The 25,341-nt window shown below is 66.8% G+C and carries 21 protein-coding genes; 19 read left to right on the forward strand and 2 right to left on the reverse strand.

What is annotated here, in order from left to right; all coding sequences use genetic code 11:
* Positions 1–10: 10 nt before the first annotated feature.
* The 9 genes from MST3598_RS00690 to MST3598_RS00730 all read left to right on the forward strand — a co-directional run bounded on the left by MST3598_RS00690 (position 11) and on the right by MST3598_RS00730 (position 11,998).
* The gene (locus MST3598_RS00690; protein ID WP_168436335.1) at positions 11–2,374 is read left to right on the forward strand and encodes an FG-GAP-like repeat-containing protein; all 2,364 of its coding nucleotides are present in this window, start codon (positions 11–13) and stop codon (positions 2,372–2,374) included.
* A gap of 69 nt (positions 2,375–2,443) precedes the next feature.
* Complete coding sequence (locus MST3598_RS00695; RefSeq protein ID WP_096359335.1) at positions 2,444–5,485, forward strand: AbfB domain-containing protein; 3,042 nt, start codon at positions 2,444–2,446, stop codon at positions 5,483–5,485.
* Between the two features lie 136 nt (positions 5,486–5,621).
* The gene (locus MST3598_RS18335; protein ID WP_029260846.1) at positions 5,622–6,878 is read left to right on the forward strand and encodes a hypothetical protein; all 1,257 of its coding nucleotides are present in this window, start codon (positions 5,622–5,624) and stop codon (positions 6,876–6,878) included.
* Positions 6,875–7,465: a barstar family protein gene (locus tag MST3598_RS18340; RefSeq protein WP_051671254.1), complete on the forward strand. Its 591-nt coding sequence runs from the start codon at positions 6,875–6,877 to the stop codon at positions 7,463–7,465. Before MST3598_RS18335 ends, MST3598_RS18340 begins: the two co-directional genes overlap by 4 nt.
* Entirely contained in the window at positions 7,443–8,573 is a 1,131-nt protein-coding gene (locus MST3598_RS00710) for a hypothetical protein (RefSeq protein WP_029260848.1), read from the forward strand. Before MST3598_RS18340 ends, MST3598_RS00710 begins: the two co-directional genes overlap by 23 nt.
* Before the next feature lie 135 nt (positions 8,574–8,708).
* A complete protein-coding gene (locus MST3598_RS00715; protein WP_136053502.1) occupies positions 8,709–8,945 on the forward strand; it encodes a hypothetical protein in 237 nt (78 codons plus the stop codon).
* 157 nt (positions 8,946–9,102) lie between these two features.
* Complete coding sequence (locus MST3598_RS00720; protein ID WP_021200112.1) at positions 9,103–9,480, forward strand: hypothetical protein; 378 nt, start codon at positions 9,103–9,105, stop codon at positions 9,478–9,480.
* A gap of 115 nt (positions 9,481–9,595) precedes the next feature.
* Positions 9,596–10,882: an adenylosuccinate synthase gene (locus tag MST3598_RS00725; protein ID WP_029260850.1), complete on the forward strand. Its 1,287-nt coding sequence runs from the start codon at positions 9,596–9,598 to the stop codon at positions 10,880–10,882.
* 9 nt (positions 10,883–10,891) lie between these two features.
* The gene (locus tag MST3598_RS00730) at positions 10,892–11,998 is read left to right on the forward strand and encodes a lactonase family protein (protein ID WP_096359339.1); all 1,107 of its coding nucleotides are present in this window, start codon (positions 10,892–10,894) and stop codon (positions 11,996–11,998) included.
* A gap of 12 nt (positions 11,999–12,010) precedes the next feature.
* On the opposite strand, the gene MST3598_RS00735 is transcribed toward MST3598_RS00730, so the two are convergent.
* Both MST3598_RS00735 and MST3598_RS00740 read right to left on the reverse strand, forming a co-directional pair.
* A complete protein-coding gene (locus MST3598_RS00735) occupies positions 12,011–13,255 on the reverse strand; it encodes a beta-ketoacyl-[acyl-carrier-protein] synthase family protein (protein WP_029260852.1) in 1,245 nt (414 codons plus the stop codon).
* The gene (locus tag MST3598_RS00740) at positions 13,252–14,823 is read right to left on the reverse strand and encodes a class I adenylate-forming enzyme family protein (RefSeq protein ID WP_231494508.1); all 1,572 of its coding nucleotides are present in this window, start codon (positions 14,821–14,823) and stop codon (positions 13,252–13,254) included. The genes MST3598_RS00735 and MST3598_RS00740 overlap by 4 nt, the downstream gene beginning before the upstream one ends.
* Positions 14,824–14,853: 30 nt before the next feature.
* Here MST3598_RS00740 and MST3598_RS00745 point away from each other — a divergent pair, with 30 nt between their 5' ends.
* From MST3598_RS00745 to MST3598_RS00795, 10 genes are all read left to right on the forward strand, one after another.
* Positions 14,854–15,438, forward strand: a complete 585-nt coding sequence (locus MST3598_RS00745; RefSeq protein WP_029260854.1) for a biotin transporter BioY — start codon at positions 14,854–14,856, stop codon at positions 15,436–15,438.
* Positions 15,439–15,456: 18 nt separating this feature from the next.
* A complete protein-coding gene (locus tag MST3598_RS00750) occupies positions 15,457–17,355 on the forward strand; it encodes a hypothetical protein (RefSeq protein ID WP_157749841.1) in 1,899 nt (632 codons plus the stop codon).
* Positions 17,356–18,775: 1,420 nt separating this feature from the next.
* On the forward strand, positions 18,776–19,273 hold the full coding sequence (locus MST3598_RS00760; RefSeq protein ID WP_029259833.1) for a hypothetical protein: 498 nt from the start codon (positions 18,776–18,778) through the stop codon (positions 19,271–19,273).
* A gap of 148 nt (positions 19,274–19,421) precedes the next feature.
* Entirely contained in the window at positions 19,422–19,775 is a 354-nt protein-coding gene (locus MST3598_RS00765; protein ID WP_197703113.1) for an RHS repeat-associated core domain-containing protein, read from the forward strand.
* 298 nt (positions 19,776–20,073) lie between these two features.
* A complete protein-coding gene (locus tag MST3598_RS00770; RefSeq protein WP_029258812.1) occupies positions 20,074–21,510 on the forward strand; it encodes a dihydrolipoyl dehydrogenase family protein in 1,437 nt (478 codons plus the stop codon).
* 177 nt (positions 21,511–21,687) lie between these two features.
* Positions 21,688–21,990 carry a DUF427 domain-containing protein gene (locus MST3598_RS00775; protein ID WP_029258813.1) on the forward strand — a complete coding sequence of 101 codons (303 nt, stop codon included), beginning with the start codon at positions 21,688–21,690 and terminating at the stop codon, positions 21,988–21,990.
* A 60-nt stretch (positions 21,991–22,050) separates the two neighbouring features.
* Positions 22,051–22,923, forward strand: coding sequence for an ABC transporter ATP-binding protein (locus MST3598_RS00780; RefSeq protein ID WP_021200123.1), 873 nt, complete (start codon positions 22,051–22,053; stop codon positions 22,921–22,923).
* Entirely contained in the window at positions 22,920–23,603 is a 684-nt protein-coding gene (locus tag MST3598_RS00785) for an ABC transporter permease (RefSeq protein WP_021200124.1), read from the forward strand. The genes MST3598_RS00780 and MST3598_RS00785 overlap by 4 nt, the downstream gene beginning before the upstream one ends.
* Positions 23,600–24,325 (forward strand): ABC transporter permease, encoded by a 726-nt coding sequence (locus MST3598_RS00790; protein ID WP_029258814.1) that lies wholly within the window; start codon positions 23,600–23,602, stop codon positions 24,323–24,325. Before MST3598_RS00785 ends, MST3598_RS00790 begins: the two co-directional genes overlap by 4 nt.
* Positions 24,326–24,406: 81 nt before the next feature.
* Entirely contained in the window at positions 24,407–25,321 is a 915-nt protein-coding gene (locus MST3598_RS00795; protein ID WP_029258815.1) for an ABC transporter substrate-binding protein, read from the forward strand.
* Positions 25,322–25,341: the final 20 nt, after the last annotated feature.

Raw genomic sequence — 25,341 nt, forward strand, 5'->3', positions numbered from 1 at the left:
CTCGGTTCCCATGACCTCGGCAGTCGCCGATGATGCTCCGGGGTATCTCGTGGAGGCGGGGCTGTATCCGGATGGGGCCGCGGTCGGTCCGGCCGCCGGGATCGTTCTGAAGGACGGGAACGGTGGTCTGCGTGTCGTCACGTGCGCGGCGGGGACTGGGCAGGTCGAGGTGGAGTTCGAGAGGTCGGGCAAGCGGGCGAAGGTGTGCTTCGAGGCGGTGTTCCGTCCGGCGGTGTTGAATCTGGAGATCGCGGCGTCGTTCGGTGTGAAGGCCGGTGCGCAGCCGATGGATGTGACCTATTCGGTCGCGGGTGGTCCGGAGAAGGAGATCCCAGTGCCGGCGGGCGGGCGTCGCACGGTTGACGAGCTGCAGACGGGTCAGTCGACGATCGTGGTGATCGAGGTGAAGGCCGACCCCGCGGTTGACGTGCCGGCGACGACGGCCACGCATCCGCGGACCGCTGTCACGAAGGTCCGCACGGGTCTGGGTTCGTGCACGGGAACGTTGGTGGATCGGTCGTGGGTGCTGACGGCGGCGAGCTGTTTCGCAGCTGATCCGGCGACGCTGGTCCCGGGTGCCCCGGCGGCTCCGGCGCGGGTGCTGTTCGGCCCCGATGTCGCGAATGACAAGACGATGAGTGGCACCGGGGATCTGGGTGTGAAGGTCGCCCACATCGAGCCCGCCGGCAACGGTCAGGATGCTGTTCTGGCGAAGCTCGAGACCGCAGTGGACGACATCGCCCCCATGCCGATCGCGACATCGGCACCTGCCGCGGGTCAAGACCTCGCCTTCACCGGCTTCGGCCGCACGAACAACGTCTGGGTCCCCCTCGCCTCGCACACGAACACCTACCCCGTGACGGCCGTCAACACGGCCGCGCTGACGGCTGCAGCGGCCGGTGCTTCTCTCTGCCTCGGTGACGGCGGCGCCCCCGGCGTCCGCGATATCAACGGCACGAAGACACTCGTCGCTGTCGCATCCCAGGCATCACAGGCCGGCTGCTACGGCTCCGGCATCCCCGCCGGCACCGCAACCGTCACCGCAACCCGCGGCGACACCCTCTCCGGCTGGGTCGCCGCCACCATCCGCAACGGCCTCGACACGGTGGTCGTGCCGGCGGCGACCAAGGTCCTCGCTCAGCAGCTCGTCGACAGCGGCCGCATCACCGCGGAGCCGAAGATCATGACGCAGCTTCAGGCGTACGCGGCGGGCAAGGTGAGGGGAAACATCGTCGACAACCAGGTTCGCGACTGCACGATCGACCCGGTCCTCCTCGAAGCGTTGAAGAAGGTCGTCGTCGACCAGGGCTTCTCGATCACGATCTCTTCGCTGAACGAGTACTGCGTCACTCCGGGGGCTGCGAAAGCGGACTATCACTCGCGGAACGGCGGCGGATACGCCGTCGACATCAGCGTGGTGAACGGCGTGGCTTCGACAGGCAACACGGCACAGGATCAGGCGCTGCGAGCGGCGATGCTCGCGGCATTGCCTGCACCCAGCGGGATCGGACAGCTCAGCTGCCGCCCGAGGACCACGACACCTGCGGGATGGTCGCAGTTCGACGCCGCCTGCACGCACAACCACTTCGAGTACCGGGGGTCCGTCGCGGCTGCAGCGCCGGTGATCAAGCCCTCGTTCGACGTGAACAGCGATGGCAAGCCCGACGTTCTGTCGGTCTCGGCGTCGAATCACCAGCTCTACCTCTACCTGGGTAGCGGGACGGGTGGCTGGACCCAGCAGTCGACAGGCAGCGCCGGTTGGGAAGCGGTCACCGCGATCGTCCACGGAGACTACAACGCGGACGGCAACGGCGATATCGTCGCGACCTGGAATGACGGCAGCATCTGGTTCTACGAGGGTGATGGGGCGAACGGCTTCGTCGGCAGATCACTCATCGGCTCGGGTTGGCCCGGAACGGCGCTGCTCACCGGAGGCGTCGACTTCAACGGCGACGGACGCGCCGACCTCATCGGCCGCGGCACCAACGGGAACATCTACCTGTATGCGGGAAACGGCGCGGGGAGCTTTGCAGCCGGGGTGCATTTCAACGCCGGCTGGGGGCATATGACTTCTCTGCTCGCCGGCGACTTCAACGGCGATGGCAAGGGCGACCTCGTCGCTCGCGACTCCAACGGCCTGCTGTGGCGATTCCTCGGCGACGGCGTAAATCTCACGACGCCGACGCAGGTCGGCAACGGCTGGAACATCATGACCGTGATCACCGGCGGGCTCGACTACACCGGTGACGGCATCGCCGACATCCTGGCCCGCCAGACCACGGGTGCGTTCTGGATCTACCCGGGCACAGCCACAGGATTCACGGGCCCGACCAACCTCAACAGCGGGTGGAACGCTCTCCGTCTGCTCAGTTGAACGGCTGCTCTTTTTGCAGACAGACATCACTCACGCGTCCTGAACCCCAGGCTTCTTGAAAGGCATTGCATGTTCTCGTTGAGATCTCCCCGTCGGGGCCGCATCACGGCTGTGGGGGTGGCGGCGGCGTTGGTGTCGGCGTTGCTCGTCTCGGTCCCCGTGAGTTCTGCGGTGGCGGATGACGCTCCCGGGTATCTCGTGGAGTCCGGAGCGTATCCGGACGGGGGTTCGGTGGGTTCGGCCGCGGGCATCGTTCTGAAGGATGGCAACGGTGGTCTGCGTGTCGTCACGTGCGCGGCCGGGACCGGGCAGGTCGAGGTCGAGTATCAGATGGCCGGCAAGAAGGCGAAGGTGTGCTTCGAGGCCGTGTTCCGTCCGGCGGTGTTGAATCTGGAGATCGCGGCATCGTTCGGGGTCAAGGCCGGCGCGCAGCCGATGGATGTCACGTACTCGGTCGCGGGTGGTCCGGAGACGGAGATCCCGGTGCCGGCCAACGGACGTCGCACGGTCGACCAGAATCAGACTGGTCAGTCGACGGTCGTGGTGATCGAGGTGAACGCGGTGTCTACCGACGTCCCTGCGACCACCACCACGCACCCGCGGACGGCGATCACGAAGATCCGCACGGGTCTGGGATCCTGCACGGGCACGTTGGTGGACCGCTCGTGGGTGCTGACTGCGGCGAGCTGCTTCGCGGCCGACCCGACGACCCTCGCTGCGGGTGCCCCTGCCGCTCCGGCACGGGCGTTGTTCGGCCCGGATGTCGCGAACGACAAGACGATGAGCGGCACCGGCGATCTGGGCGTGAAGATCACTCACCTGGAGCCCGCGGGCAACGGTCAGGACGTGGTTCTGGCGAAGCTGGAGGCACCTGTCGATGACATCACCCCGATGCCGGTCGCGACGGCCGCCCCGGTCGCAGGCCAGGACATCGCGTTCACGGGCTTCGGGCGCACCGCATCCGTCTGGGTCCCGCTCACCTCTCGGACGAACACCTACCCGGTCACGTCCCTCAACACGGCCACAGTGACCACCGCAGCCTCCGGTGCTTCGCTCTGTCTCGGTGACGGCGGCGCCCCCGGCATCCGCGACATCAACGGCACGAAGACACTCGTCGCTGTCGCGTCGCAGGCATCACAGGCTGGCTGCCACGGCTCCGGCATCCCCGCAGGCACCGCATCGATCACGGCGACCCGCGGCGATGTCATCGCACCCTGGGTCACCGCGACCATCGAGAACGGCCGGAAGCTCGCCGGAATCAGCGCCGGTCAGGTGCTGGAGATCGAGAGCATCGCTCAGGCGGGCGCGTGCATGTCGACCAAGAACGCAGCGTCGAACTCTTCAGCGGGGCCTGTGGTGATTCCGTCGAGCTGCACGCTCATCGGCCAGATGCGTCGGTGGGAGCTCGTAGAGGTCACTCCGACCGTCTTCGCCCTGCGCAACTACGTCGACCGCGCGATGTGTGCCGCGAGTTCGGATGCCGCAGGCAGCGCCCTCGTGCAGGCCGCCTGCGCGCCCGCCGATCCGAAGCAGCAGTGGACGTTCCGCGAGCAGGCCGCCGGCACGGTGAGTGTCGTGAACATCGCGTCCGGCAAGGTTCTCGCAGCGCCCTCGACGACGGCCATCACGCTGAAGACGGATTCCGGCGCGAACGTCGATCGATGGAAGTACACGAACGTCGCGAAGATGCGTTACGACGCTGCCACCGTGGGAAGCTACGTATCGTTGCGCACGGCCGTCGGAGGCAAGTCCCTCACCGCGACCACCACCGCCCAGGCGAACGTCAAGGATGTCGTCGCGACGTCACCTCTCGCGTTGCGCCAGGAATCGACGTTCCGGGTCGTGAAGGGTCTGATCGATCCGCAGTGCGTCAGCTTCGAGTCGATCGCCTCGCCGGGCAAGTTCCTGAACATCTCCACGACGGCAGACGGAAACATCGTGCTGGTCGCGCCTTCTCCCACCAGTACGCGCAACGCGACCTGGTGTGCGCAGGATGCGGCGCACGGAGTCGGCTTCTCGTTCCCCGCGGCTCGCGATTCCTGGCGGATGCTGCGTTCACACAAGAACGGTCTCGTCTACGGCGGCGCCAGCTTCAATGCGGGCGTGCCCAACGGCGATGATCAGGCCGGCTACGTTCCCGATACCGCATGGGTCATCGGCGAGCCCTGGGCCGCGCCCACGTTCGCAGGAGGTCAGGTCTTCGAGATCGAGAGCATCGGCCAACCAGGCACATGCTTCTCGACGAAGAGCGCGGCCTCGAGTCCGAACGCCGGGGCTGTCCTGGCTCCTGTGGGCTGCACCCTGAACCCCCAGATGCGCCGCTGGGAACTGATCGAGATCACACCGACCGTGTTCGGCCTGCGCAACTACGCACATCACCCCATGTGCGCCGCGAGTTCGGATGCTGCGGGCAGCGGGGTCGTGCAGGCTGCGTGCGCTACGACTGACACTCGTCAGCAGTGGACATTCGCCGACCAGCCCTCGGGCGGAGTGAGCATCGTCAACGTCGCCTCCGGCAAGGTGCTCACAGCGCCGACATCGACGACTCTCACCTTGCGGGCCGCCACGGGCGCGAGCGTCGAACGATGGACGTACAAGAACGTCACCAAGATGCGTTCCGACGTCGCGACGATCGGCAGTTACGTTTCGCTGCGCACCGTCGTCGGTGGGAAGTCCTTGACGGCCGTGCCTGCCGCGGCGCAAGCATCCGTCGGCAACGTCACTGCCTCCTCACCGCTCGCTCAGCGTCAAGCAGCGACGTTCCGGGTAGTGCAGGGGCTGGTGGATCCACAGTGCTACAGCTTCGAGTCGGTCGCATCTCCCGGGAAGTACTTGAACATCTCCACGACGACGGATGGCTACATCGTCTTGGCCACGCCTTCTGCGACCAGCAGCCGTAACGCGACCTGGTGCGCAGAGGACGCGGAATTCGGCGTGGGACTCTCTTTCCCCGCCGCCCGTGATCCGTGGCGCAAGCTTCGCATGCACCAGAACGGTCTCGTCTATGGTGGTGCGACGTTCAGTGCGGGAGTGCCGAACGGCGACGACGCCGCCAACTACATCCCTGACACCGCATGGGTCTTCGGCGAGCCTTGGGTGACCGCACCGTAGGAGGCTCCTCGGACGGCGTGCCTCTGCTCTCTTCGTAGGCCCTGTCGCTCTCCGCGGGGGGAGTGACAGGGCCTGCGATCGGAGCGTGTGGAGCGCTTCCGGCAGGACGAGACAGACGAATCGAAAGGCGGGATAGGTGTCATACGACCTCGAGGTGTACGGGAAGGTCTCGTTGACGGCGAGGGACCTGGCGAAAGTGGTTTCGTCACTGCGCGGGCTGAAGGCTAAGGTCGATCGGCGATCGCAGACGATCTCGTCGATCGTCGACAAGCGCACCCGCGAGATGGCGTTCGAGCTCGACGGCCCCGATCGTGTGGAGCCGGAGGATATCCCGGCGGAGTGGACCGAGGTCGCGGATGCGACGGTGCTCTACAGCATCCACGTGTCGTACGACGTCACGTCGGGAGCGGGGTTCTCGTTCAGCGTCGACGAGACGAAGCTGGCGACGGCGTCGGCCTTCGCCGCACGGTTGGCGGAGCGCGTCGACGGCACGGTGATCGACCCGCAGACCTACGAGCCGCAGCCGGAACCGCAGCCGGAACCGCAGCCGCAGCGCCCCCGCTTCCTGCATCTGCGCTGGTACCGACTGCTCGATGACACACACGATAAGGATCTCGCCGCGATCTACCTCCGCACGGCGCGCGAGTTCTTCAGACCAGGGGTGCCGTCGCGATTCGGCACGCACGAACCGTTTCAGGGGAGGTTCCCCCGCGACGACGATGCGACGTTTGACGGGATGTACCGCGCAAACTGCTACCTCGGCGATCTCATCCTCGCGGGCAAGCCGATCGAGCACGGGACCATCGACGGCTGGACGAACGACCTGGAGCGCCGAACTCAATCGATCCGACTGAAGTTCGAGCTCGATCGGCTCGAGAAGCTCAAAGCTCTTGACGCCATCGAGCCGTTCTTCGTTGCACTCGCCGAACGGACCGGGGCCTTCTTCGCGTTCGCCGAGGTCAATACGAATCGGTACGGAACCGCCCACCCGCTCATGGACGTCAAACTCAAAGACCCGTGGAGCGGATTGCCGACCGCGCCGCAATGGATGACCTGGTTCGAGCCGGAATACGCCGAGATGGTCGCTCCGCATCTCGATCCCATCCGCACGAAGGCCAACGGCCAGGGGACTCTGCACCGCTGGACGGAGCACCCGGCCGAGGCGGAGGAGCTCCTTCGGTTGAGCGGCGATCCGTGGATCCCCGCCGGCTTCCGAGGGGTGCTCGATCCCGCAGGCGACGGGCGGTGCGCCGAGGCGGCCGCGGTCATGCCGGCGTCTCTGAGGTATCCCGCCCCCGAATCACCGCAAGCCCTGCGCATCGAGGCGCACTACGCGCGGGTGCGAGAGATCGAGGCCAACGCACGGAACCGAGCCGCCGAGGGGCGGCGATGACGCTCGAAGGGGGAGAGGTCGGCCCGACGTCGACCGCGAGGGGCTTCCTCTGGGCGACGGAAGGTCCGTGGGTGTACGTCGGACACGGCGAGCAGGGGCGCGAGAAGTGGATTCCATCGTCGTTCTACATGACGGCCGAGCTGGATGACGCGTGTGTGCGGACGCTCCGCGGGTGGAAGATGCGTTCTTACGAAGGACTGATGAACGAGTTCGGAGCCGCGCTCCAGTTCTTCGACGGATTCGGGGAGAACTGGTCGGCGCTGAGCGACTGCCTCCGATCTCTGGACGAGTGGCTGCCGGCCAAGGCCTACGTGCTCGTCGTCGAGCGCGCGGAAGAGGTTCTCGTCGACGATCCCCTTGATGTCGAAGCGTTCTTGCGCACGCTCCATTCGGCCGGAGAATCCTGGTCTGCAGCCGTGGACAGCCCCGAGATCTATGCGCGTCCGCCCATCCCGTTCCACGTGCTGCTGAACGTCAGCGATGCGCACCCGGAGGGCATCGACCGATTCGTCCGCACTGCCGCCGAGGCGCGAACCGATATAGCCTTGCGTGGCTCCTCGATGAATGGAGATCATCGTGTCTTTTGACCTCGAGGTGTATGGCGAGCACTCGCTCTCATCGGATCAGATCGCGGAGGTCGTCTTGTCGGTGGGGGGCCTCGTCGCTGAGCAGGACGCAACAGGGGCGAGCATCACGGCCGTCCGCCACGCCGACTCGGAGCGCCACTGCCTCACACTCGACGGCCCGTTTGGCATCGACGATGGAGACATTCCGGAGCGTTGGCAAACTGCCCTCTCCGGGGCGACCGTGCTCTATCAGATCCATGCGGACGTCGGAGAAGATGACGTTCGGTGCGCACTCGCGTTCTCGAGGATGCTCGCTTCACGAGTCGCCGGGCGGGTGCTCGACCCGCAGAACGATGAAGCGCCGGGACCTCGGTCCGCTCCGCCTGCGAAGTCGGCGGACGGGCAGTTCCTACACCTTCACTGGTTCCGCCCGGGCGGCATCGGCGAGGATGTCGCCGCCTTGTATCTGGAGGTCGCACGGGAACTGATGCCGCTCGCGGTCCCCGCGCGATTCGGACCGCATGAGCCCTTCCAAGGGAAGTTGCCTCGTGACGACGATGCCGCTTTCGATCGCATGTACCGGACGGCCTGCGCGATCGACAGCATGTACTTCGTCGGCACGGCGCCCTCGCTGGGAGGATACATCGACAGTTGGGGCTCGCCGAACCCGAAATGGCCCGTCGACCTGATGGTCACCTTCGACTTCAGCGGGCTCGAGAGGGCGGGCGCCGTGAGCGAGATCACCGACTTCTTTGTCGAGGTCGCACGCCGCATCGGAAGCTTCTCCGCCTACGTGGAGCTGAACGATGCGGCGTATGCGACGGCCGCGCCCCTGCGATCCCTCGGCGCGTGGGCCGGACTCCCCGACGAGCCGCAGTGGCTGACGTGGTACTCCCAGGAGTATGCCGCTCTGGTGCACCCCTATCTCACAGGTGGTGTGTCCCGCTCCTTCCCGGAGGGGCTCCTCCACCAATGGTCCGAGGCTCCGATGACCGCGGGGCAGATCCGGCCGCTGCTCACCAGGGCTCCGTGGGTTCCCGACGAGCTTCTACCGCTGCGCTCCCCCAGTTCCCGGCGGAGGCTGCTCCGCGTGGCCGACGAGATGCCCGAGTCCCTCCGCGGTGAGTGAGGCCCGAAGCGACATCCGGCGTTGCATTTCGGGCGATCCGAAATCGATCCGAGGGGCGGTGATTCAGGTGCGGCGTTCCGGCCTGAGGATGAGTGCGACTACTTTTCTCAACGACATCGACTGATGGGGCGAAACATGCAGTTCCTGACACTTCCCGAACTTCGAATCGACGAAGTTTCCCCAGATGCCGTTGGGGCATTCGTCGTTACCTCAAATGAGGTTGCTGTCCTCGCGAACGCCATCGCGCAATCGCGCCTGGCCATCGACGATTGGGAGTTCTCATCGCTGGTCGGAATGAAGCCGAGCGAGGCTGACCAGATGCGACAGGCTCTCGTTCATGTGTTGCGCACACACGAGCCGCCACAAACATAGCGACCAACCTCAACAGCGGGTGGAACGCCTCCGGCTGTTGAGCGCTCGTGTGGAGTGGGACGTCGCTACAGGTCACCCTGGTGACTTCCGTCAGCACGGCCGCGACGCGAGCGCAATCGGGGCACCCGTGCCCACCCGGGAGATAGGCTCCTGTGCCATGACGGAGCACAAGAACCAGCGGCAGCATCAGCCCGAACTTCACGGAGGGGTGCTGAGCGGCGGTGGCAGCCCGGCGCTGTGGGGCGCGCTGATCGGACTCATCGTGTTCGTCTTCGTCGGTGTCCCGATCAGCGCGGCGGTGCGCTTCGCGACCCATCCGATGTCCCAGCAGCTGTTCGGAGGCCGACTGTCGGAGGCGACCGTCGGCGGCTATACGGCGTTCTGGTGGATCGTCGCGATCATGCTCCTCGCCCTTCCCTTCCTCGTGGGGTGGGGTGTCGCGAAGCTCTCGGCGCGAACCCTCACGATCATCGGCGCGATCGCCGTCGCGTTCTTCGTGGTCATCCTGATCCTCGGCCAGCTGTACGTGTTCTGACCGCCCCCGACGCTCCCCCGAAAGGCGCACCGAAGCCCTCCCGATAGGATGGGACCGCCCGAAGAGGGCCAGCTCATCGGCCGGTGCAAACCCGGCGAAAGCCAGGGGGTTACCCATGCCAGGAATCGTTATCGTCGGCGTGCAGTGGGGCGACGAAGGAAAGGGCAAGGCCACCGATCTTCTCGGTGAGCGCACCGACTGGGTGGTGAAGTTCAACGGCGGCAACAACGCCGGACACACCGTCGTCGTCGGCGATGAGAAGTACGCGCTGCACCTGCTGCCCTCCGGCATCCTGTCTCCGGGCGTGACGCCCGTCATCGGCAACGGCGTCGTGGTCGACCTCGAGGTGCTGTTCTTCGAGCTCGAGGCGCTCGCCGCCCGCGGCATCGATGTCTCGCGACTCAAGGTCAGCGCCAACGCGCACATCATCACGCAGTACCACCGCACGCTCGACAAGGTCACCGAGCGCTTCCTCGGCAAGCGCATGATCGGCACGACCGGTCGCGGCATCGGTCCGGCGTACGCCGACAAGATCAACCGTGTGGGCATCCGTGTGCAGGACCTGTTCGACGAGAACATCCTGCGCCAGAAGGTCGAGGGCGCGCTCGACCAGAAGAACCACCTGCTGGTGAAGATCTTCAACCGCCGCGCGATCACCGCCGACGAGGTCGTCGAAGACCTGCTGTCGTACGCCGAGCGGCTGCGGCCCATGGTCGCCGACACCGGCTACCTCATCGCCCAGGCTCTGGACCGCGGCGAGGTCGTCGTGTTCGAGGGCGGCCAGGCCACGATGCTCGACATCGATCACGGCACCTACCCGTTCGTCACCTCGTCTTCGGCGACTGCCGGAGGAGCTGCGACCGGTGCGGGAGTGGGCCCCGGTGCGCTCGACCGCATCGTCGGCATCGTCAAGGCATACACGACCCGCGTCGGCTCGGGTCCGTTCCCGACCGAGCTCTTCGACGAGCAGGGCGAGTGGCTGCGCAAGCAGGGCTTCGAGTTCGGCACCACCACCGGCCGTCCGCGCCGGGTGGGCTGGTACGACGCTCCCATCACTCGCTACGCGACGCGCATCAACGGCATCACCGACCTCGTGCTCACCAAGCTCGACATCCTCACGGGTCTCGAGCAGATCCCGGTGTGCGTGGCCTACGACGTCGATGGCGAGCGGTTCGACGAGGTGCCGGTCAACCAGACCGACTTCCACCACGCGAAGCCGATCCTGGAGTACTTCCCCGGCTGGAACGAGGACATCTCGGTCGCGCGCACCTTCGAGGACCTGCCGCAGAACGCGCAGGACTATGTGCTGGCGCTCGAGAAGATGAGCAACACGCGCATCTCGGTGATCGGCGTCGGCCCGGAGCGCGACCAGGTCATCGTCCGCCACGGTCTGCTCGACTGACCCGCGCCCGTGACGCGCTTCTGGCTGGGCGGCTACGGTGCCGCGATGGACGGCTCGGCCGACGGCATCGGCCTGCTCGCGGGGGATGAGGGCCGCGAGGCCTCGACTCTCGCCTACCGCGGTGCCGTGGTCGAGACGCCGTCGCCGTCGTGGCTGGCGCAGCATCCGACCCTCGATGTCGTCTACGCGGCACTCGAGGGCGACTCCGCGGTGCAGGCCTTCTCGCGCGCCGGGGAAGCCGCCCTTGCGCCGCTGGGTGCGCCCGCGCCGGTCGGCCAGTACGTCTGCCACGTCGCGGTGGCGCCGAACGGTTCGGCCCTGATCGCCAGCTGCTACGGCGACGGTCGCGTGGTGCGGTTCGACCTGGATGCGGAAGGCCGTATCGTGCCTCCGAAGCCGGATGCCGCGGCGGCGCTCCGCGCAGCACTGTTCGGTGACGCCGACCCGGATGCTCCCGCTGCGACTCCGCCCGGCGACGGCGTCGCCGCGATCGACCCGTACGGGGTGGGCGGCGACCGCGTCTCCCACGCGCACGCTGCCGTCTTCCTGCCCGACGGACGCGTCGCCACGACCGACCTCGGCTTCGACCTCGTGCGGTTCTGGCGGCAGAGCGGCAGTGGGCTCGTGCTCGACCACGAGGTCGTGCTCCCGCTCGGCACCGGACCGCGGCACATGGTCCTGCACCCCAGCGGACACCTGCACGTGGTCACCGAGTACTCCTGTGAGGTCTTCACCCTCGCGCGCGCGGCAGACGGCACCTGGAGTGTCGTGTCGGTGACCCTGACGAGCCCGATCGCCGAGGTGGGGACGGACTTCCCGGCAGAACTCGCACGTACGCGCGACGGACAGTTCCTCTACACGGCTCTGCGCGGCAGCAACACCATCGCCGCGCTGCGGGTGCGGGGTGGCGGCGAGTCTCTGGAATCCGTGGCGCTCGCCGATTCCGGTGTCGACTGGCCGCGGCATCATCTGGTCCACGAGGGCAAGATGCTCGTCGCCGGTCAGCGCTCCGACACGATCACGCTGATCGACCTCAACGAGCGCACGGGCGCGCCCCTCGGTATCCGTCACGAGGCGCAGGTTCCGACCCCGACGCACTTCCTGCCGGTGCGCTGACCTCGCCGCGATTCAGTCGCTCGCGGTGAGCAGCAGCGCCGCGTTGTGGCCGCCGAAGCCGAACGAGGTCGACAGCACGGTGCGGACCGGATGCGGTCGTTCCCTGTCGCGTACGAAGTCCCAGTCGTCGGCACACGGATGCGACAGATTCATCGTCGGGGGCAGCAGCTGATCGCGGAGCGTCATCGCGATGATGACGGCCTCGACGACGCCGGCCGCACCGAGCAGATGTCCGGTCGTCGACTTGGTCGCGGTGAGGGGAACGGACGATGCTCTCCGGCCGAGCGCCTGCGTGAGCGCGACCAGCTCGGCCTCATCGCCCAGTATCGTGCCCGTGCCGTGCGTGTTCACGTGGTCGACCTCTGCAGCGTCCGTGTCGGCGTCGGTGAGGCAGGCGGCGATCGCTCTCGTCGCCCCCGCGGCGGCAGGGTCGGGCGCGGTGGCGTGATGTGCGTCGCTGGTCGCGCCGAATCCGGCGATCGTCGCGAGCGTTCGAGCGCCGCGCTCCCGTGCGGCATCGGCGGATTCCAGCAGTACGGCGGCGGCGCCTTGCGCCATGACGAAGCCTGTGCGGGCGCGGTCGAAGGGGCGTGAGGCCGACGAGGGGTCGTCGCCGAAGCCCGTCGCGACCGAGCGGAGGTTCGCGTGGGCAGCGAGATGCAGCGGGCCGAGGCAATCCTCCATCCCGACGACCAGCACCCTGTCGGCATACCCGTGACGGATTCGGCGCAGACCTTCCCCGATCGCGACCGCTCCACTCGCGCAGGCCGCGGCGACCGCGTGGGTCTGACCGAGGAATCCGTATCGTCTGCTGAGCACGCCGGCGATCGCATCCGCCGTTCCGTACACCGTGAGCCCCGGCGGCACCCGACGCGCCCCGTGGTCCCGCAGCGCGCCCGCGGCTCGCACGGTCGCATCTACCGGCCCGGAACCGGTCGCGACGATCACCTGCCCGGCATCCGCCTGCCACGGCTGCCCGGGGACGCCCGCGTCGGCGAGTGCTTCATCGGCGGCGGTGATCGCCCACTGCTGCATCGGTGTGAGGTGCCGGGCGAGCGATGCCGCCAGATCGACAGGGGTGGTGAAACCGCGCACCATTCCGCCGACCTGCACAGGGCCTGAGCCGGAGATCTCCGGAGGGAGGCGGGTGATGCCGCTTCGTCCCGCGCGCACAGACGCCCACGACGCCGATACCGTCAGTCCGCTCGGTGTGACCGCGCCGACACCGGTGATGACCACGGATCGCCTGCCGTTCATGCTCGCTCCTTTCCGAGCGCGACGAGATCCGCGACGGCGGCGCGACGGATCTTCCCGCCGGAGGTGCGCGGAAGCTCCGACAGTGCGTACCAGCGGCGCGGAACGGATGCCGAGGCGAGATGCTGTTTCGCCCACCTGCGCAGCTCCGCGGCGGGTGGGGCGACGCCCTCGACGACCAGCGCGATCCGCGTGCCGAGACGCTCGTCGCTCTCGGTGATCGCGCAACAGGCGCTGAGGCCGGGCATCCCGTCGAAGGCGCGCTCCACGTCGTCGAGTGCGAGGGTGTGCCCGCCCGTGGTGACGACGTCGCCTCTTCTGCCGACGAACGTGAAGTCGCGCCCGCGCAGTCGCCCTTGATCGTGCACGCTCGCCCAGCCGTCAGCGTCCGTCAACGATGTCGTGCTCGTCTTCGGCAGGTAGTCGGTCGAGCAGGAGGGTGAGCGCACCCAGAGACTGCCGAGCTCGCCGGGAGCCAGGTCGTCGCCGTCATCGCCACGGACGCAGGCCTCGACCTGCGGGTAGAGCCGGATGGCTTCGTCGCCGGCGCGATCGTCGCCGATGAAGCCGAGTTCGCCGGTGCCGAAGTAGCCGATGCTCCGGGCATGGGGGAGCGCCTCGGCGACGTCGGCTCGCGTCGATGCGGAGAGTGCCGCCCCTCCCGTGACGATGAGCTCGATGCCGTCGTACCGTCCTGGATGTCGGAGGGCGGCGTCGACGAGTGTCGTCACCGCCGCGGGGATCGTGACGAGGCGCGTGATGCGCTCGTCGTGCACGCGGGAGGTGAGCCACAGCTCGTCCAGGCTGTCGGCGACGTGCAGCTGACCACCCGTGGCGATTACCTCGAACAGCGTGTACAGGGTCAGGCTGTACGACATCGGCCCGGGTGCGAAGGTCGCGACGCCGTCGTGCGCGCCCAAGTGCTCGCGGGACACCTCGATGTTCGCCGCATACTGCGCTTGCGTCTTGAGGAACGCCTTCGGCGCGCCCGTCGTACCGGATGACGTCAGCAGCAGGAACGGGGTGTCGATCGGAGGGCCGTCGGTCGGAGCGTCGTCGGTCGGTGCCTCGGGCGCGGATGATCCGTCGTCCAGCAGGTCGGCGAGGTCGAAGACCAGACCGGGCCACCCGCTCGCGCGCAGAGCGTGCCGGAGGTGAGGAACATCCGTGATGATGGCAGCCATCCCGGATGTGACGATCGACTGCATCTGCAGAGCGACGGGCCACTGCGCGTCGACGACGGTGAGGATGCGGTCGCCCGCCTCCACCGCGACGACGGCGCGCGCCGTGTCGAATGCGGCGGACAGGCAGATACCGACGATCGGCGGGTGGGTCGAGTGGCCGTCCGCTCCGGACGTCGAGGGGATGCTCGCGAGCATGCCACGGAGGGCAGCGGAGATTCGGCGCGACTCGGTGTGGAGCTCGCCGTACGTCAGGTGGGCATCGCGGCCGACGATCGCCGGGCGGTCGGGGTCGTCGGCGGCGATGCGGCGCAGCGTCGGGGTGAGAGACGTGAGGACTCCTGGGCGGGTTTGCGTGCGGAGGGCGGGCGTCCCTATTCTAATGAACACCGTTCAGGTGAACGGCGTTCAGGAGGATTCATGACCAAGCCCCGCGCCACCGACACAAGCGCCTCGCTCGGCCGCATCGCGGTCTTCGCCGCACTGATCGTCGTGCTCGGCACGGTGATCGTGCCCCTTCCGAGCGGCGTGCCGATCACGGCGCAGACCCTGGGGGTCATGCTCGCCGGACTCGTGCTGGGGCCGCGTCTCGCGCCACTCGCCGTGGTCCTGGTGCTCGCGCTCGCCGCGGTCGGACTTCCGGTTCTCGCGGGTGGTCGTGGAGGCCTCGGCGTGTTCGTCGGACCGAGTGCCGGGTACCTCGTCGGCTGGATCGCCGGGGTCGTCGTGATCGGCCTGCTCATGCGCACGGGTCGCTTCACCTGGTGGCGCTCCGCGATCGCCGCTTTCGTGGGAGGGGTGCTCGTCGTCTACGCATTCGGCATCCCTGTGCAGGCGCTCGTGACGGCGGTGCCGCTCGGGCCCACGGCGCTGTCGAGCCTCGCGTTCCTGCCCGGAGACCTGATCAAGGTGGTGGCCGCGACGCTGGTCGTGGTCGCACTCCGACGGGCCTACCCGCGTGCGTTCGCCGACGGCCGGCGGGTGCGGACGGGTTCTGCGGTCTAGGAATCCGCGCAAGCTCGAGTGACGAACGGTGGATACACCACCGTCACGGGCGGAGTGTCGGTCGCGGGTTCGCCGAATGACTCGACGATCACGACGGTCACAGACCTGCTCGGTCGGACCGTGAGCTACACGGATGTGTGGGGCACGGTGACCACGCCCACATACGACCCGACTTCCGGTCGTGTGACCCAGATCTCTACGACTCCTGCCGGTGGCGCGGCGTCGGTGACGGCGTACACGTACGACGCCGACGGCAAGGTGAAGACGGTCGCGGTCGATGGGCAGCAGCTCGCATCGGTCACTTACGACGCCCTGCAGCGACTGAAGCAGGTCGCGTACCCGGATGGGTCGGCGTTGAGCAGTGTGGGTCGGGATGTGGCGGAGCGGGTGGTCGGTCAGGAGTGGCTGGTCGGTGGTCAGGTCGTGTCGGATGCTGTGGTGCGTTCGCAGTCGGGGCGTGTGGTGAAGCAGCAGTCGTCGATGGGGTCGGCGTCGTATTCGTCGACGTATGGGTATGACGCGGCTGGGCGTTTGGTGTCGGCGACCATTCCGGGGCATGAGTTCACGTATGGATTCGGGTCGTCGGGTGGGTGTGGTCCGAATGCGGCGGCGGGGATGTCCGGGAACCGGACGGGTCTGACGGATGTGTGGACGGCGCCGGGTCAGGCAGCTGTGTCGACGTCGACGTCGTATTGCTATGACTGGGCGGATCGGTTGTTGTCGTCGTCGGTGACGGGGGCGATCCCGGGTGCGACGACGGTGGCGGATGGTCTGGCGGCGTCGGAGATTGTGTATGACGTGCGGGGGAACACTGTTCGCCTGGGCGACATGCAGTTCTCCTACGACGCGGCCAACCGGCACATCGGGACGACGTATGACGATGGCACGGTGGTGCGGATCGTGCGGGATGCGTCGGGCAGGATCGTGTCGCGGTCGATGGATCCGGCGGGTGCGGATCCGGCGGTGACGACGAGCTACCTGTATGCGGCGGGTGGTGATGCGGTGTGGGGTCAGAAGTCCGGTGCGGAGTTGACCCGGAGTGTCGGGTTGCCGGGCGGGGTGTCGTGGACGAACCAGGCCGGGGTGGTGACGTGGTCGTTCCCCGGTTTGGGTGGACACGGCCTCGTGACCCGCACCGGGACGACAACGAGTGCACTGTTGTTGTGGGATCCGTTCGGTCAGCCGGTGGATCCCGTGACGTTCGCGGTCGGCACGACGGCGTCGGATGACACCGGTCAGGTGGCGGGGAACACACTCTGGCATCAGGGGGCGTTGAAGCCCGCGGAGTCGGCCGGGTCGGCTCTGGTGGTGGAGATGGGGGTGCGGTTGTATGTCCCCTCCCTCGGACGCTTCCTGCAAGTCGACCCCATTGAGGGTGGCGTTGACAACGACTACGTCTGGCCAACCGACCCTATTAACAAGGAAGATCTCACTGGGAAAGCGGAGTGGTGGCGGGTCGCGCTGAACGTTGGAATCGTTGTCGGCGGCATAGCCGCTGGTCTCGCCTGCGCCGCGTCAATCGTCTGTGGCATAGTTGCGGGTGCAGCAACTGCAGCACTGTCGTATACCGCACTCAATGCGGGTACACGAACCTTCAGCTGGAGTGGTCTAGCAGCGAGTACCGCATTGGGTGGTCTTGGCGGTGGTCTTGCAGGAGGTGCAATGAAGCTAACGTCGTGGCGCTACCAGAACATTGCCGGTACCGGAACTGGCGTGCGTTTCTCGGGAGGAGGCGGTCGCGGTACTGACTTCCTGTTCAGAGGGCAAAGAGTTTTCGGGATCCACAGTCACCGTATGCCCACATCTGTATCAAGGAACCCCATCGTTCGGCGGCTACCGCACTACCACTTTCGGAACCCCGGGGGCGGCGCGGGCAGCGGTATTGGGCGACATCGGCCGTTCCAAGGCTGGTGGTGAGTGGTATGGATGTTCGTTGGCCGGTCATCATCTTTGATGATTGGTTGTCACCTGCGGTCGTTCCGGATGTTGACAAGGCTTACGACTATGTTGAGCCGTCTCTCTACCCGAATCGACGTATCTCCTTCGATCGATCTTTTGCGATCGTTTCCTTCGAAGCATCGGCTGGCGAACAGGGCTTCCTGCCCCGATTGCGGGACGGGGTGCCGGAACCTGCGAGGTTCCGGCAAGTTGCAAGAGTTTCGTATCGTTTGCATGGTCCGCGAGCGGTATGGAGGCGGGGTCGACTTTGGCGCTCTGACCAGACCGACACTCGCGGCCTAGATGCTGATCAGCTATGGGCGGCGCTGGCGGAGTTGTTCACTGTGGAGTAGACGACCGAGACGACTCGGGGCGGCGTTGGCGCGCACACTAAGGTCAGTGACCCGCTCGGACGGACGCATTGCGTCGCGGCCGACAGATCCGGCGGGTGTGGATCCGGCGGTGACGACGAACTATCTGTATGCGGCGGGTGGTGATGCGGCGTGGGGTCAGAAGTCGGGTGCGGAGTTGACCCGGAGTCTCGGGTTGCGGGTGGGGTGTCGTGGACGAACCAGGCCGGGGTGGTGACGTGGTCGTTCCCCGGTTTGGGTGGACACGGTCTCGTGACCCGCACCGGGGTGACGACGAGTGCACTGTTGTTGTGGGATCCGTTCGGTCAGCCGGTGGATCCGGGGACGTTCGCGATCGGTACCACCGCGTCGGATGACACGGGTCAGGTGGCGGGGAACACGCTGTGGCATCAGGGGGCGCTGAAGACGGCGGAGTCGGCCGGGTCCGCGCTGGTGGTCGAGATGGGGGTGCGGTTGTATGTCCCCGCCCTCGGGCGGTTCCTGCAAGTCGACCCTGTGGAAGGTGGCGTCGACAACGACTACGTCTGGCCCACTGACCCCATCGGAAGCGCCGACTTGGACGGTGAGTTCGATTGGCTCTTCGCGCTGGACGTGGTGTCGACAGCGATAATGTTCGTACCTGGAGTTGGGACGGCTGCTGGTGCGGCGATCAAGGTCGGGCTGCTAGCTGCGCGTCTGGTTCTTGGTGCGGTGCGAGTCAGTAGTCAGGCCGCGAAGCTGACCAGAGTGGCATCGCTGGTTGCTCGTGCAGAGACGCGCGTCTTGCGTGAATACGGCTATCAGTCAGTGATCAGAGCTCGACCTACAGGTAGCGCCTTGAAACAGGACAGCTGGCATGGGTATGGCAGTTCTGCGTTGATTCGGAAGTCGATCAGAACAAGCGCTACCGTAACCAGAGGCCGGGGTGGCGACGGCGTGAGGACTACCTTCGTGCGTATGCCCATGTCAACTGATGGCCGCCCGGGAACACAAGAGTGGTTCGTACGTGGCGGGAACCTGACACACCAGCTTTGGAGGGGGTCAAGACGGTGAACTACCTTGAGATTTTTGGACCTCATCTGATGACAATGGGGGTGGTCGCAGAACTCCATCATTTCGGCGAACTTGGCATCAGTGACGTAGTCGAAGTCGAATTAGCAAGGATCAAGGCGGGAGCCGCAAGCGCCGAGGAAGAGGAGATCGGACTCCTGCTTTCAGACGACTATGAGCGGGGGCATTTGATCCTGGAGAGCGAGTTTGAGCAGAGTTTTCCCTCTGAGATCGAACGCGAGACGCTTCTTATTGCGGATCTAATCCGAATCCGCAATAACTGGACCGAGCTGGACGACCCGCCTTCTGAAGTGGAGGCTGCGCTAGAGGCTCATGCGCTGGATGAGAGATACGGAAGCCTGCGGCTACTGGCGCCAATGCGAAGGTCAGATAAGACTCCCAACAAGTACCTGGAGCGGGTCGACGGCGCAATCTCTACCGGACTGACGCGCCTCCGTGGCATCTCAAATCAGCGCGAGGCTGGCGCCACGGAGTGATTGTATGCGGCGGGTGGTGATGCGGCGTGGGGTCAGAAGTCCGGTGCGGAGTTGACCCGGAGTCTGGGGTTGCCGGGTGGGGTGTCGTGGACGAACCAGGCCGGGGTGGTGACGTGGTCGTTCCCCCGGGTTGGGTGGACACGGCCTCGTGACCCGCACCGGGGCCACGACGGGAGCGTTGTTGTTGTGGGATCCGTTCGGTCAGCCGGTGGATCCGGTGACGTTCGCGGTCGGCACGACGGCGTCGGATGACACCGGTCAGGTGGCGGGGAACACACTCTGGCATCAGGGGGCGTTGAAGCCCGCGGAGTCGGCAGGGTCGGCTCTGGTGGTGGAGATGGGGGTGCGGTTGTATGTCCCCGCCCTCGGGAGATTCCTGCAAGTCGACCCCATCGAGGGCGGCGGGGCGAACAACTATTCCTGGCCCACCGACCCGGTCAACGGAGACGACCCCAGTGGGGAAGAGTGGTGGAACCCTTGGGTTGGCGGTTCACGGGTTTGACGGATGTGTGGACGGCGCCGGGGCAGGCTGCGGTGTCGACGTCGACGTCGTATTGCTTTGACTGAGCGAATCGCTCAAGCATCCGCAGGCCGCCAGAAGCCGTTCATGATGGGCGTCGTCGGCGCATTCGGCGTGCTCGTCGGGCTGCTCATGCTGACCGGAGCGACGATAGGAATCGTTCAATACCTCTCCTAGATCCGCGGCCCGCGCCACGCCGCAGGGAACAACTCACCCGTGACTCGGCGTTGCTCATGAGCGAGACTGGGCCACGTAACCGGCTCACGGAGAGGTGCGACGCATGAATGCTGCGGAGAAGACCGACGAGTACGACCTGATCGTGTTGGGCGGTGGTCCGGTGGGCGAGAACGTCGCCGACCGAGCCGTGCAGGGCGGACTCACCGCGATCATCGTGGAGAGCGAGCTCGTCGGCGGTGAATGCTCCTACTGGGCCTGCATGCCGTCGAAGGCGCTGCTGCGTTCGGCGCAGGCGCTCAGGGCAGCTCAGAACGTGGGCGGGTCTTCGCAGGCAGTGACCGGAAAGCTCGATGTGCGCGCCGTGTTCGACCGCCGCGACTCGTTCACCAGCAATTGGTCGGACGACGGCCAGGTGAAGTGGCTCGACTCGGCCGGCATCGACCTCGCGCGTGGACACGGCCGCATCACGGGTGAGCGCGAAGTCACGGTGACGGATGCCGACGGCGCCGAGCGCGTGCTCACGGCGCGGCACGCTGTCGCCATCAGCACCGGATCGGATGCCGTCATCCCGCCTATCGATGGTCTCCGCGATGCCACACCGTGGACGAGCCGGGAGGCCACCAGCGCCGAGGAGCTGCCCGACAGCCTGGCGGTGATCGGCGGAGGGGTTGTGGCCGTCGAGATGGCGACCGCCTATGCCGCACTCGGCTCGAAGGTCACGGTGATCGCTCGCAGCGGTCTGCTCGGCGGGATGGAGCCCTTCGCGGGCGAACGTGTCGCCGCGGGCCTCAAGGAGCTCGGTGTCGACGTGCGCACCGGCACGGGCACCACATCCGTGCATCGCGGCGCGGACGGCGTGACCATCACCCTCGACGGCGGCGAGGAGATCACCGCGACCGAGGTGCTCGCCGCGACGGGTCGTTCGCCCCGCAGCGGTGACATCGGCCTCGACGTCGTGGGCCTGGAACCCGGTCGCTGGATCGACGTCGACGACACGCTCCGCGTCCCCGGATCCGACTGGCTCTACGCGGTCGGCGACGTCAACGGTCGCGTGCTCCTCACCCATCAGGGCAAGTACCAGGCGCGCGCCGCCGGCGATGTGATCGTCGCCCGTGCCCAGGGCGAAGATGTGGACGACGCCCCGTGGGGTCGTCACGTCGCGACCGCCGACCAGGCCGCCGTCCCGCAGGTCACGTTCTCGATTCCCGAAGTCGGGTCCGTCGGGCTCACCGAGGCCCAGGCGACGAAGGCCGGCATCGCGGTGAAGGCCGTCGACTACGACCTGGGCTGGGTCGCCGGCGCGAGCCTCTACGAAGACGGCTTCGAAGGCCAGGCGCGACTCGTGGTCGACACCGACCGCGACGTCGTGGTCGGTGCGACGTTCGTCGGTCCCGAGGTGGCCGAACTCGTTCATGCGGCCACCGTGGCGATCGTCGGCGAAGTTCCGATCGCCCGCCTCTGGCATGCGGTGCCGTCGTACCCCACGATCAGCGAGATCTGGCTGCGACTGCTCGAGGGGTACGGTCGCGACTCCGCGTGACCCGCGGAGGGAATCGATCCCGACATCGGGCCTGACCCGAATCCAGGGCAATCCGTTCTTCCGATCGCATCGAACAGGATCCGGATTGTTTCTCATATTGACGGCCGCGGCGCAACCCTCACCCCCGATGTCCGCACCGTCTTATACGCTCATACCCACATCCGAGGAGGCAGGACCATGAAGGCTGTACTCGCAGGAACCGTCATCGCTGAAGCCGACGAGAGCGATCTCGCCCGCATCGAGGGGAACTGGTACTTCCCACCCGCATCCATCGCACCCGGAGTGCTCGTCGAGAGCCCCACGCCCTACACCTGTCCGTGGAAGGGTGCCGCTCAGTACTACTCGGTGCAGACCGAGGGCGAGCTCCACACCGACTACGCCTGGTCGTATCCGAATCCCTACCCCTCCGCCTTCGATCGCGTGGGCAAGGACTTCTCCGGGTTCGTCGCCTTCGATCCGCGCGTCGAGGTCGGCCCGTAGCCATCAGAAGAGCCTAGACTCGTCCGCTCGCACATCGATCGACCGACTGGAGACCAGCCCATGATCGAGTTCCGCAACGTCACCAAACGCTTCCCCGGCGGCGCCCTCGCCGTCAATGACTTCAGCCTCGTGCTGCCCTCGCGCAAGACCACGGTGTTCGTCGGCTCGTCCGGCTGCGGTAAGACCACTCTGCTCCGCATGATCAACCGCATGGTCGAGCCGACTTCCGGCGAGGTCGAGATCGACGGCGAGAGCGTGCTCCAGGGTGACCCGGTGGCCCTGCGTCGACGCATCGGCTACGTGATGCAGAACTCCGGCCTCATGCCGCACTTCACGGTCATCGACAATGTGGCCACGGTGCTGCGCCTGACCGGCGTGAAGAAGGCTGCCGCCCATAAGCGCGCACGGGAACTGCTCGACACGGTCGGCCTCGACCAGGCACTCGCCGAGCGGTACCCGAGCCAGTTGTCCGGCGGTCAGCAGCAGCGCGTCGGTGTGGCCCGCGGCCTTGCCGCCGACCCGAACATCCTGCTCATGGACGAGCCCTTCGGTGCGGTCGACCCCATCGTGCGGGCCGACCTGCAGCAGGAGACCCTGCGGCTGCAGCGCGAGCTCGACAAGACGGTCGTGTTCGTCACGCACGACATCGACGAGGCGTTCCTGCTCGGCGACCAGGTCGTCATCCTCGACAAGGGCGCGCGCATCGTTCAGGTGGGCAGCCCCAGCGAGATCATCGAGAACCCGGCAGACGACTTCGTCTCGGCGTTCATCGGCGCCGAACGCGGACGCCGTGCTCTGCACCTCAAGCAGACGCCGCACGGCACCGTGGTGGTCGACGGCGAGGGTCGCACCCAGGGGGCGATCATCGATGTTCCTGATGCCGTGACCGACGCGCTTCTGAGCGAGGAGAGCGCGACGAAGGGCGCTCCGTGAACTGGATCGGCGACAATCTCGGCCTCATCCTCGAGCTGACCGGGATCCACCTGCAGCAGAGCGCGATCGCCATCGTGCTCGGCTTCGTGCTGTCGCTGCCGCTGGGGTGGGTCGCATGGCGTTATCAGCTGGTGAAGGGGCCGGTCATCGTTCTCACCGGACTCCTCTACACGATCCCCTCGCTCGCGCTGCTGATCCTGCTCCCGTCCGTCGCCGGATATCCCGCCCGCAGCCCCGTGAACCTCATCATCGGCCTCACGATCTACGCGGTCGCGATCCTGGTGCGCGCGGTATCCGACGGCCTCGACTCGGTCGACCCCGCCATCCGGCAATCCGCCACCGCGATGGGCTACGGCGGCTTCCGCCGGTTCTGGACCGTCGACTTCCCGCTCGCCGGACCCGTCGTGCTCGCCGGTCTCCGCGTGGCAGCCGTCAGCACCATCTCCCTCGCCACGGTCGGCATCCTGGTCGGGGTGAACAACCTCGGCTACCTGTTCACCAACGGCCTGCAGCGTCGCATCCTCGCCGAGGTGTTCGCCGGCGTCATCGCGGTGGTCGTGATCGCGCTCGTGATCGACCTGCTGCTCCTTCTCCTGGGTCGCGCACTGATGCCGTGGACGCGCGCGGCGAAGACACCGTCGGCCGCACGACAGGCCGCCACCCTGAGGACCGCCGCATGAACGTGTTCACCGACGCCTTCGCCTGGCTCTTCTCCCCTGACCGCTGGGAGGGGCCGTACTCGCTGCCCATCCTGTTCGGCCAGCACATGTACTACACGCTGATCTCGGTGCTCATCGCCGGCATCATCGCGATTCCCCTGGGGTGGCTCATCGGTCACACCGGCAAAGGCCGTGAGATCGCGGTCGCGGTCTCCGGCGCGGCACGTGCCATCCCGTCTTTCGGTCTCATGGTGCTGCTCGTGCTGATCCTGGGCGTGCTCCGCGTTCCCGAGGCCGCGATCATCACGTTCGTGCTCCTCGCGATCCCCTCGCTCCTCGCCGGCGCCTACACCGGCCTCGAAGCCATCGACCGTCGCGTGCTCGACTCCGCGCGTTCGATGGGCATGACCGAGTGGCAGGTGTTCTGGAAGGTCGAGGTCCCGCTCGGTCTCCCGCTGCTCGTCGGCGGCATCCGCGCGGCTCTCCTGCAGGTGATCGCCACGGTCACGATCGCCGCCTACGTGAATCTCGGCGGACTCGGTTGGCCGATCATCCAGGGCATCCCGCTGCGCAAGTTCGACCAGGTGCTCGGAGGGGCGATCCTCGTCGCGGTGCTCGCCCTGGTCGTCGACCTGATCTTCGCCCTGCTCCAGCACGCCGCCGTCCCCGCGGGGGTGCGCGCACCGACCACCACACGTCGCTCGCGCGCGGCCGCTGCCTCGCCGGCACCGGCCACCGCCTGACGCCCATCATCCGACTCATCCCACAGCCCTCACACCGTCCCACAGCACCAACCCCGTTGTCCCAGAGAAGAGGAAGTCCTCATGTTCACAGCACGTAAGTCACGACTCGCCCTTGCCGGTGGTGCCGCGCTCGCCGCGGTGCTCGTCCTCGGCGGCTGCGCGAACAGCAACCCGCTCGACGCCCCGAGCGAAGGCTCGAGCTCCGGCGGCGACACGATCGTCATCGGCTCGCAGGCGTATTACTCGAACGAGATCATCGCCGAGATCTACGCGCAGGCTCTCGAGGGTGCCGACATCAAGGTCGACCGCCAGTTCAACATCGGACAGCGCGACGCCTACATGCCCGATGTCGAGTCCGGCGCGATCGACCTGTTCCCGGAGTACACCGGCAACCTGCTCGAGTACCTCGACAAGGATGCGACCGCCACCAGCCCGGAAGACGTCTACGCCGCTCTGAAGGAAGCTCTGCCCAAGGGGCTGACCGCTCTGGACTACGCCGAGGCCTCTGACCAGGACACCTACACCGTGCTGAAGAGCTTCGCCGAGGAAAACGGTCTCACCACGATCGGCGACCTCTCGAAGGTCACGACCCCGGTGACGATCGGTGCCGCTCCGGAGTTCGAGCAGCGTCCGTACGGTCCGGCTGCGGCCAAGGAGGTCTACGGCGTCGATCTCGGCTTCTCGGCCACCGGCCCGACCACGCTCGAGTCCCTGCTGGCCGGTGAGATCCAGGTCGCCGACATCTACTCGGCAGACCCGGCCTTCCAGACCGAAGACATCGTCGCGCTCGAAGACCCGGAGAACATCATCCTGGCCTCGAACGTCGTGCCGATCGCATCGAGCGACGTCGCCGACGAGATCTCCGACGTGATCAACGCGGTCAGCAAGAAGCTCACCGCCGAGGAGCTGGTGGGGCTGAACGTGCAGAGCACGGTCGACCAGAAGTCGGCAGAGGACATCGCCAAGAAGTGGCTGGCCGACAACGACCTCAGCTGAGTCGTCACCACGCAGAAGCG

The organism is Microbacterium sp. TPU 3598 (genome assembly GCF_002356155.1).
In the GTDB taxonomy this organism is placed as follows: Bacteria; Actinomycetota; Actinomycetes; order Actinomycetales; family Microbacteriaceae; genus Microbacterium; species Microbacterium maritypicum_A.

Bases quoted from the DNA above. Each gene is read 5' to 3' on its own strand.
- MST3598_RS00710 (WP_029260848.1), top strand. From the start codon at position 7,443: ATGGAGATCATCGTGTCTTTTGACCTCGAGGTGTATGGCGAGCACTCG.
- MST3598_RS00735 (WP_029260852.1), bottom strand. From the start codon at position 13,255: ATGAACGGCAGGCGATCCGTGGTCATCACCGGTGTCGGCGCGGTCACA.
- MST3598_RS00720 (WP_021200112.1), top strand. From the start codon at position 9,103: ATGACGGAGCACAAGAACCAGCGGCAGCATCAGCCCGAACTTCACGGA.
- MST3598_RS00790 (WP_029258814.1), top strand. From the start codon at position 23,600: ATGAACGTGTTCACCGACGCCTTCGCCTGGCTCTTCTCCCCTGACCGC.
- MST3598_RS00725 (WP_029260850.1), top strand. From the start codon at position 9,596: ATGCCAGGAATCGTTATCGTCGGCGTGCAGTGGGGCGACGAAGGAAAG.
- MST3598_RS18340 (WP_051671254.1), top strand. From the start codon at position 6,875: ATGACGCTCGAAGGGGGAGAGGTCGGCCCGACGTCGACCGCGAGGGGC.
- MST3598_RS00780 (WP_021200123.1), top strand. From the start codon at position 22,051: ATGATCGAGTTCCGCAACGTCACCAAACGCTTCCCCGGCGGCGCCCTC.
- MST3598_RS00715 (WP_136053502.1), top strand. From the start codon at position 8,709: ATGCAGTTCCTGACACTTCCCGAACTTCGAATCGACGAAGTTTCCCCA.
- MST3598_RS00690 (WP_168436335.1), top strand. From the start codon at position 11: ATGACCTCGGCAGTCGCCGATGATGCTCCGGGGTATCTCGTGGAGGCG.
- MST3598_RS00695 (WP_096359335.1), top strand. From the start codon at position 2,444: ATGTTCTCGTTGAGATCTCCCCGTCGGGGCCGCATCACGGCTGTGGGG.
- MST3598_RS00775 (WP_029258813.1), top strand. From the start codon at position 21,688: ATGAAGGCTGTACTCGCAGGAACCGTCATCGCTGAAGCCGACGAGAGC.
- MST3598_RS00770 (WP_029258812.1), top strand. From the start codon at position 20,074: ATGAATGCTGCGGAGAAGACCGACGAGTACGACCTGATCGTGTTGGGC.
- MST3598_RS00795 (WP_029258815.1), top strand. From the start codon at position 24,407: ATGTTCACAGCACGTAAGTCACGACTCGCCCTTGCCGGTGGTGCCGCG.
- MST3598_RS00745 (WP_029260854.1), top strand. From the start codon at position 14,854: ATGACCAAGCCCCGCGCCACCGACACAAGCGCCTCGCTCGGCCGCATC.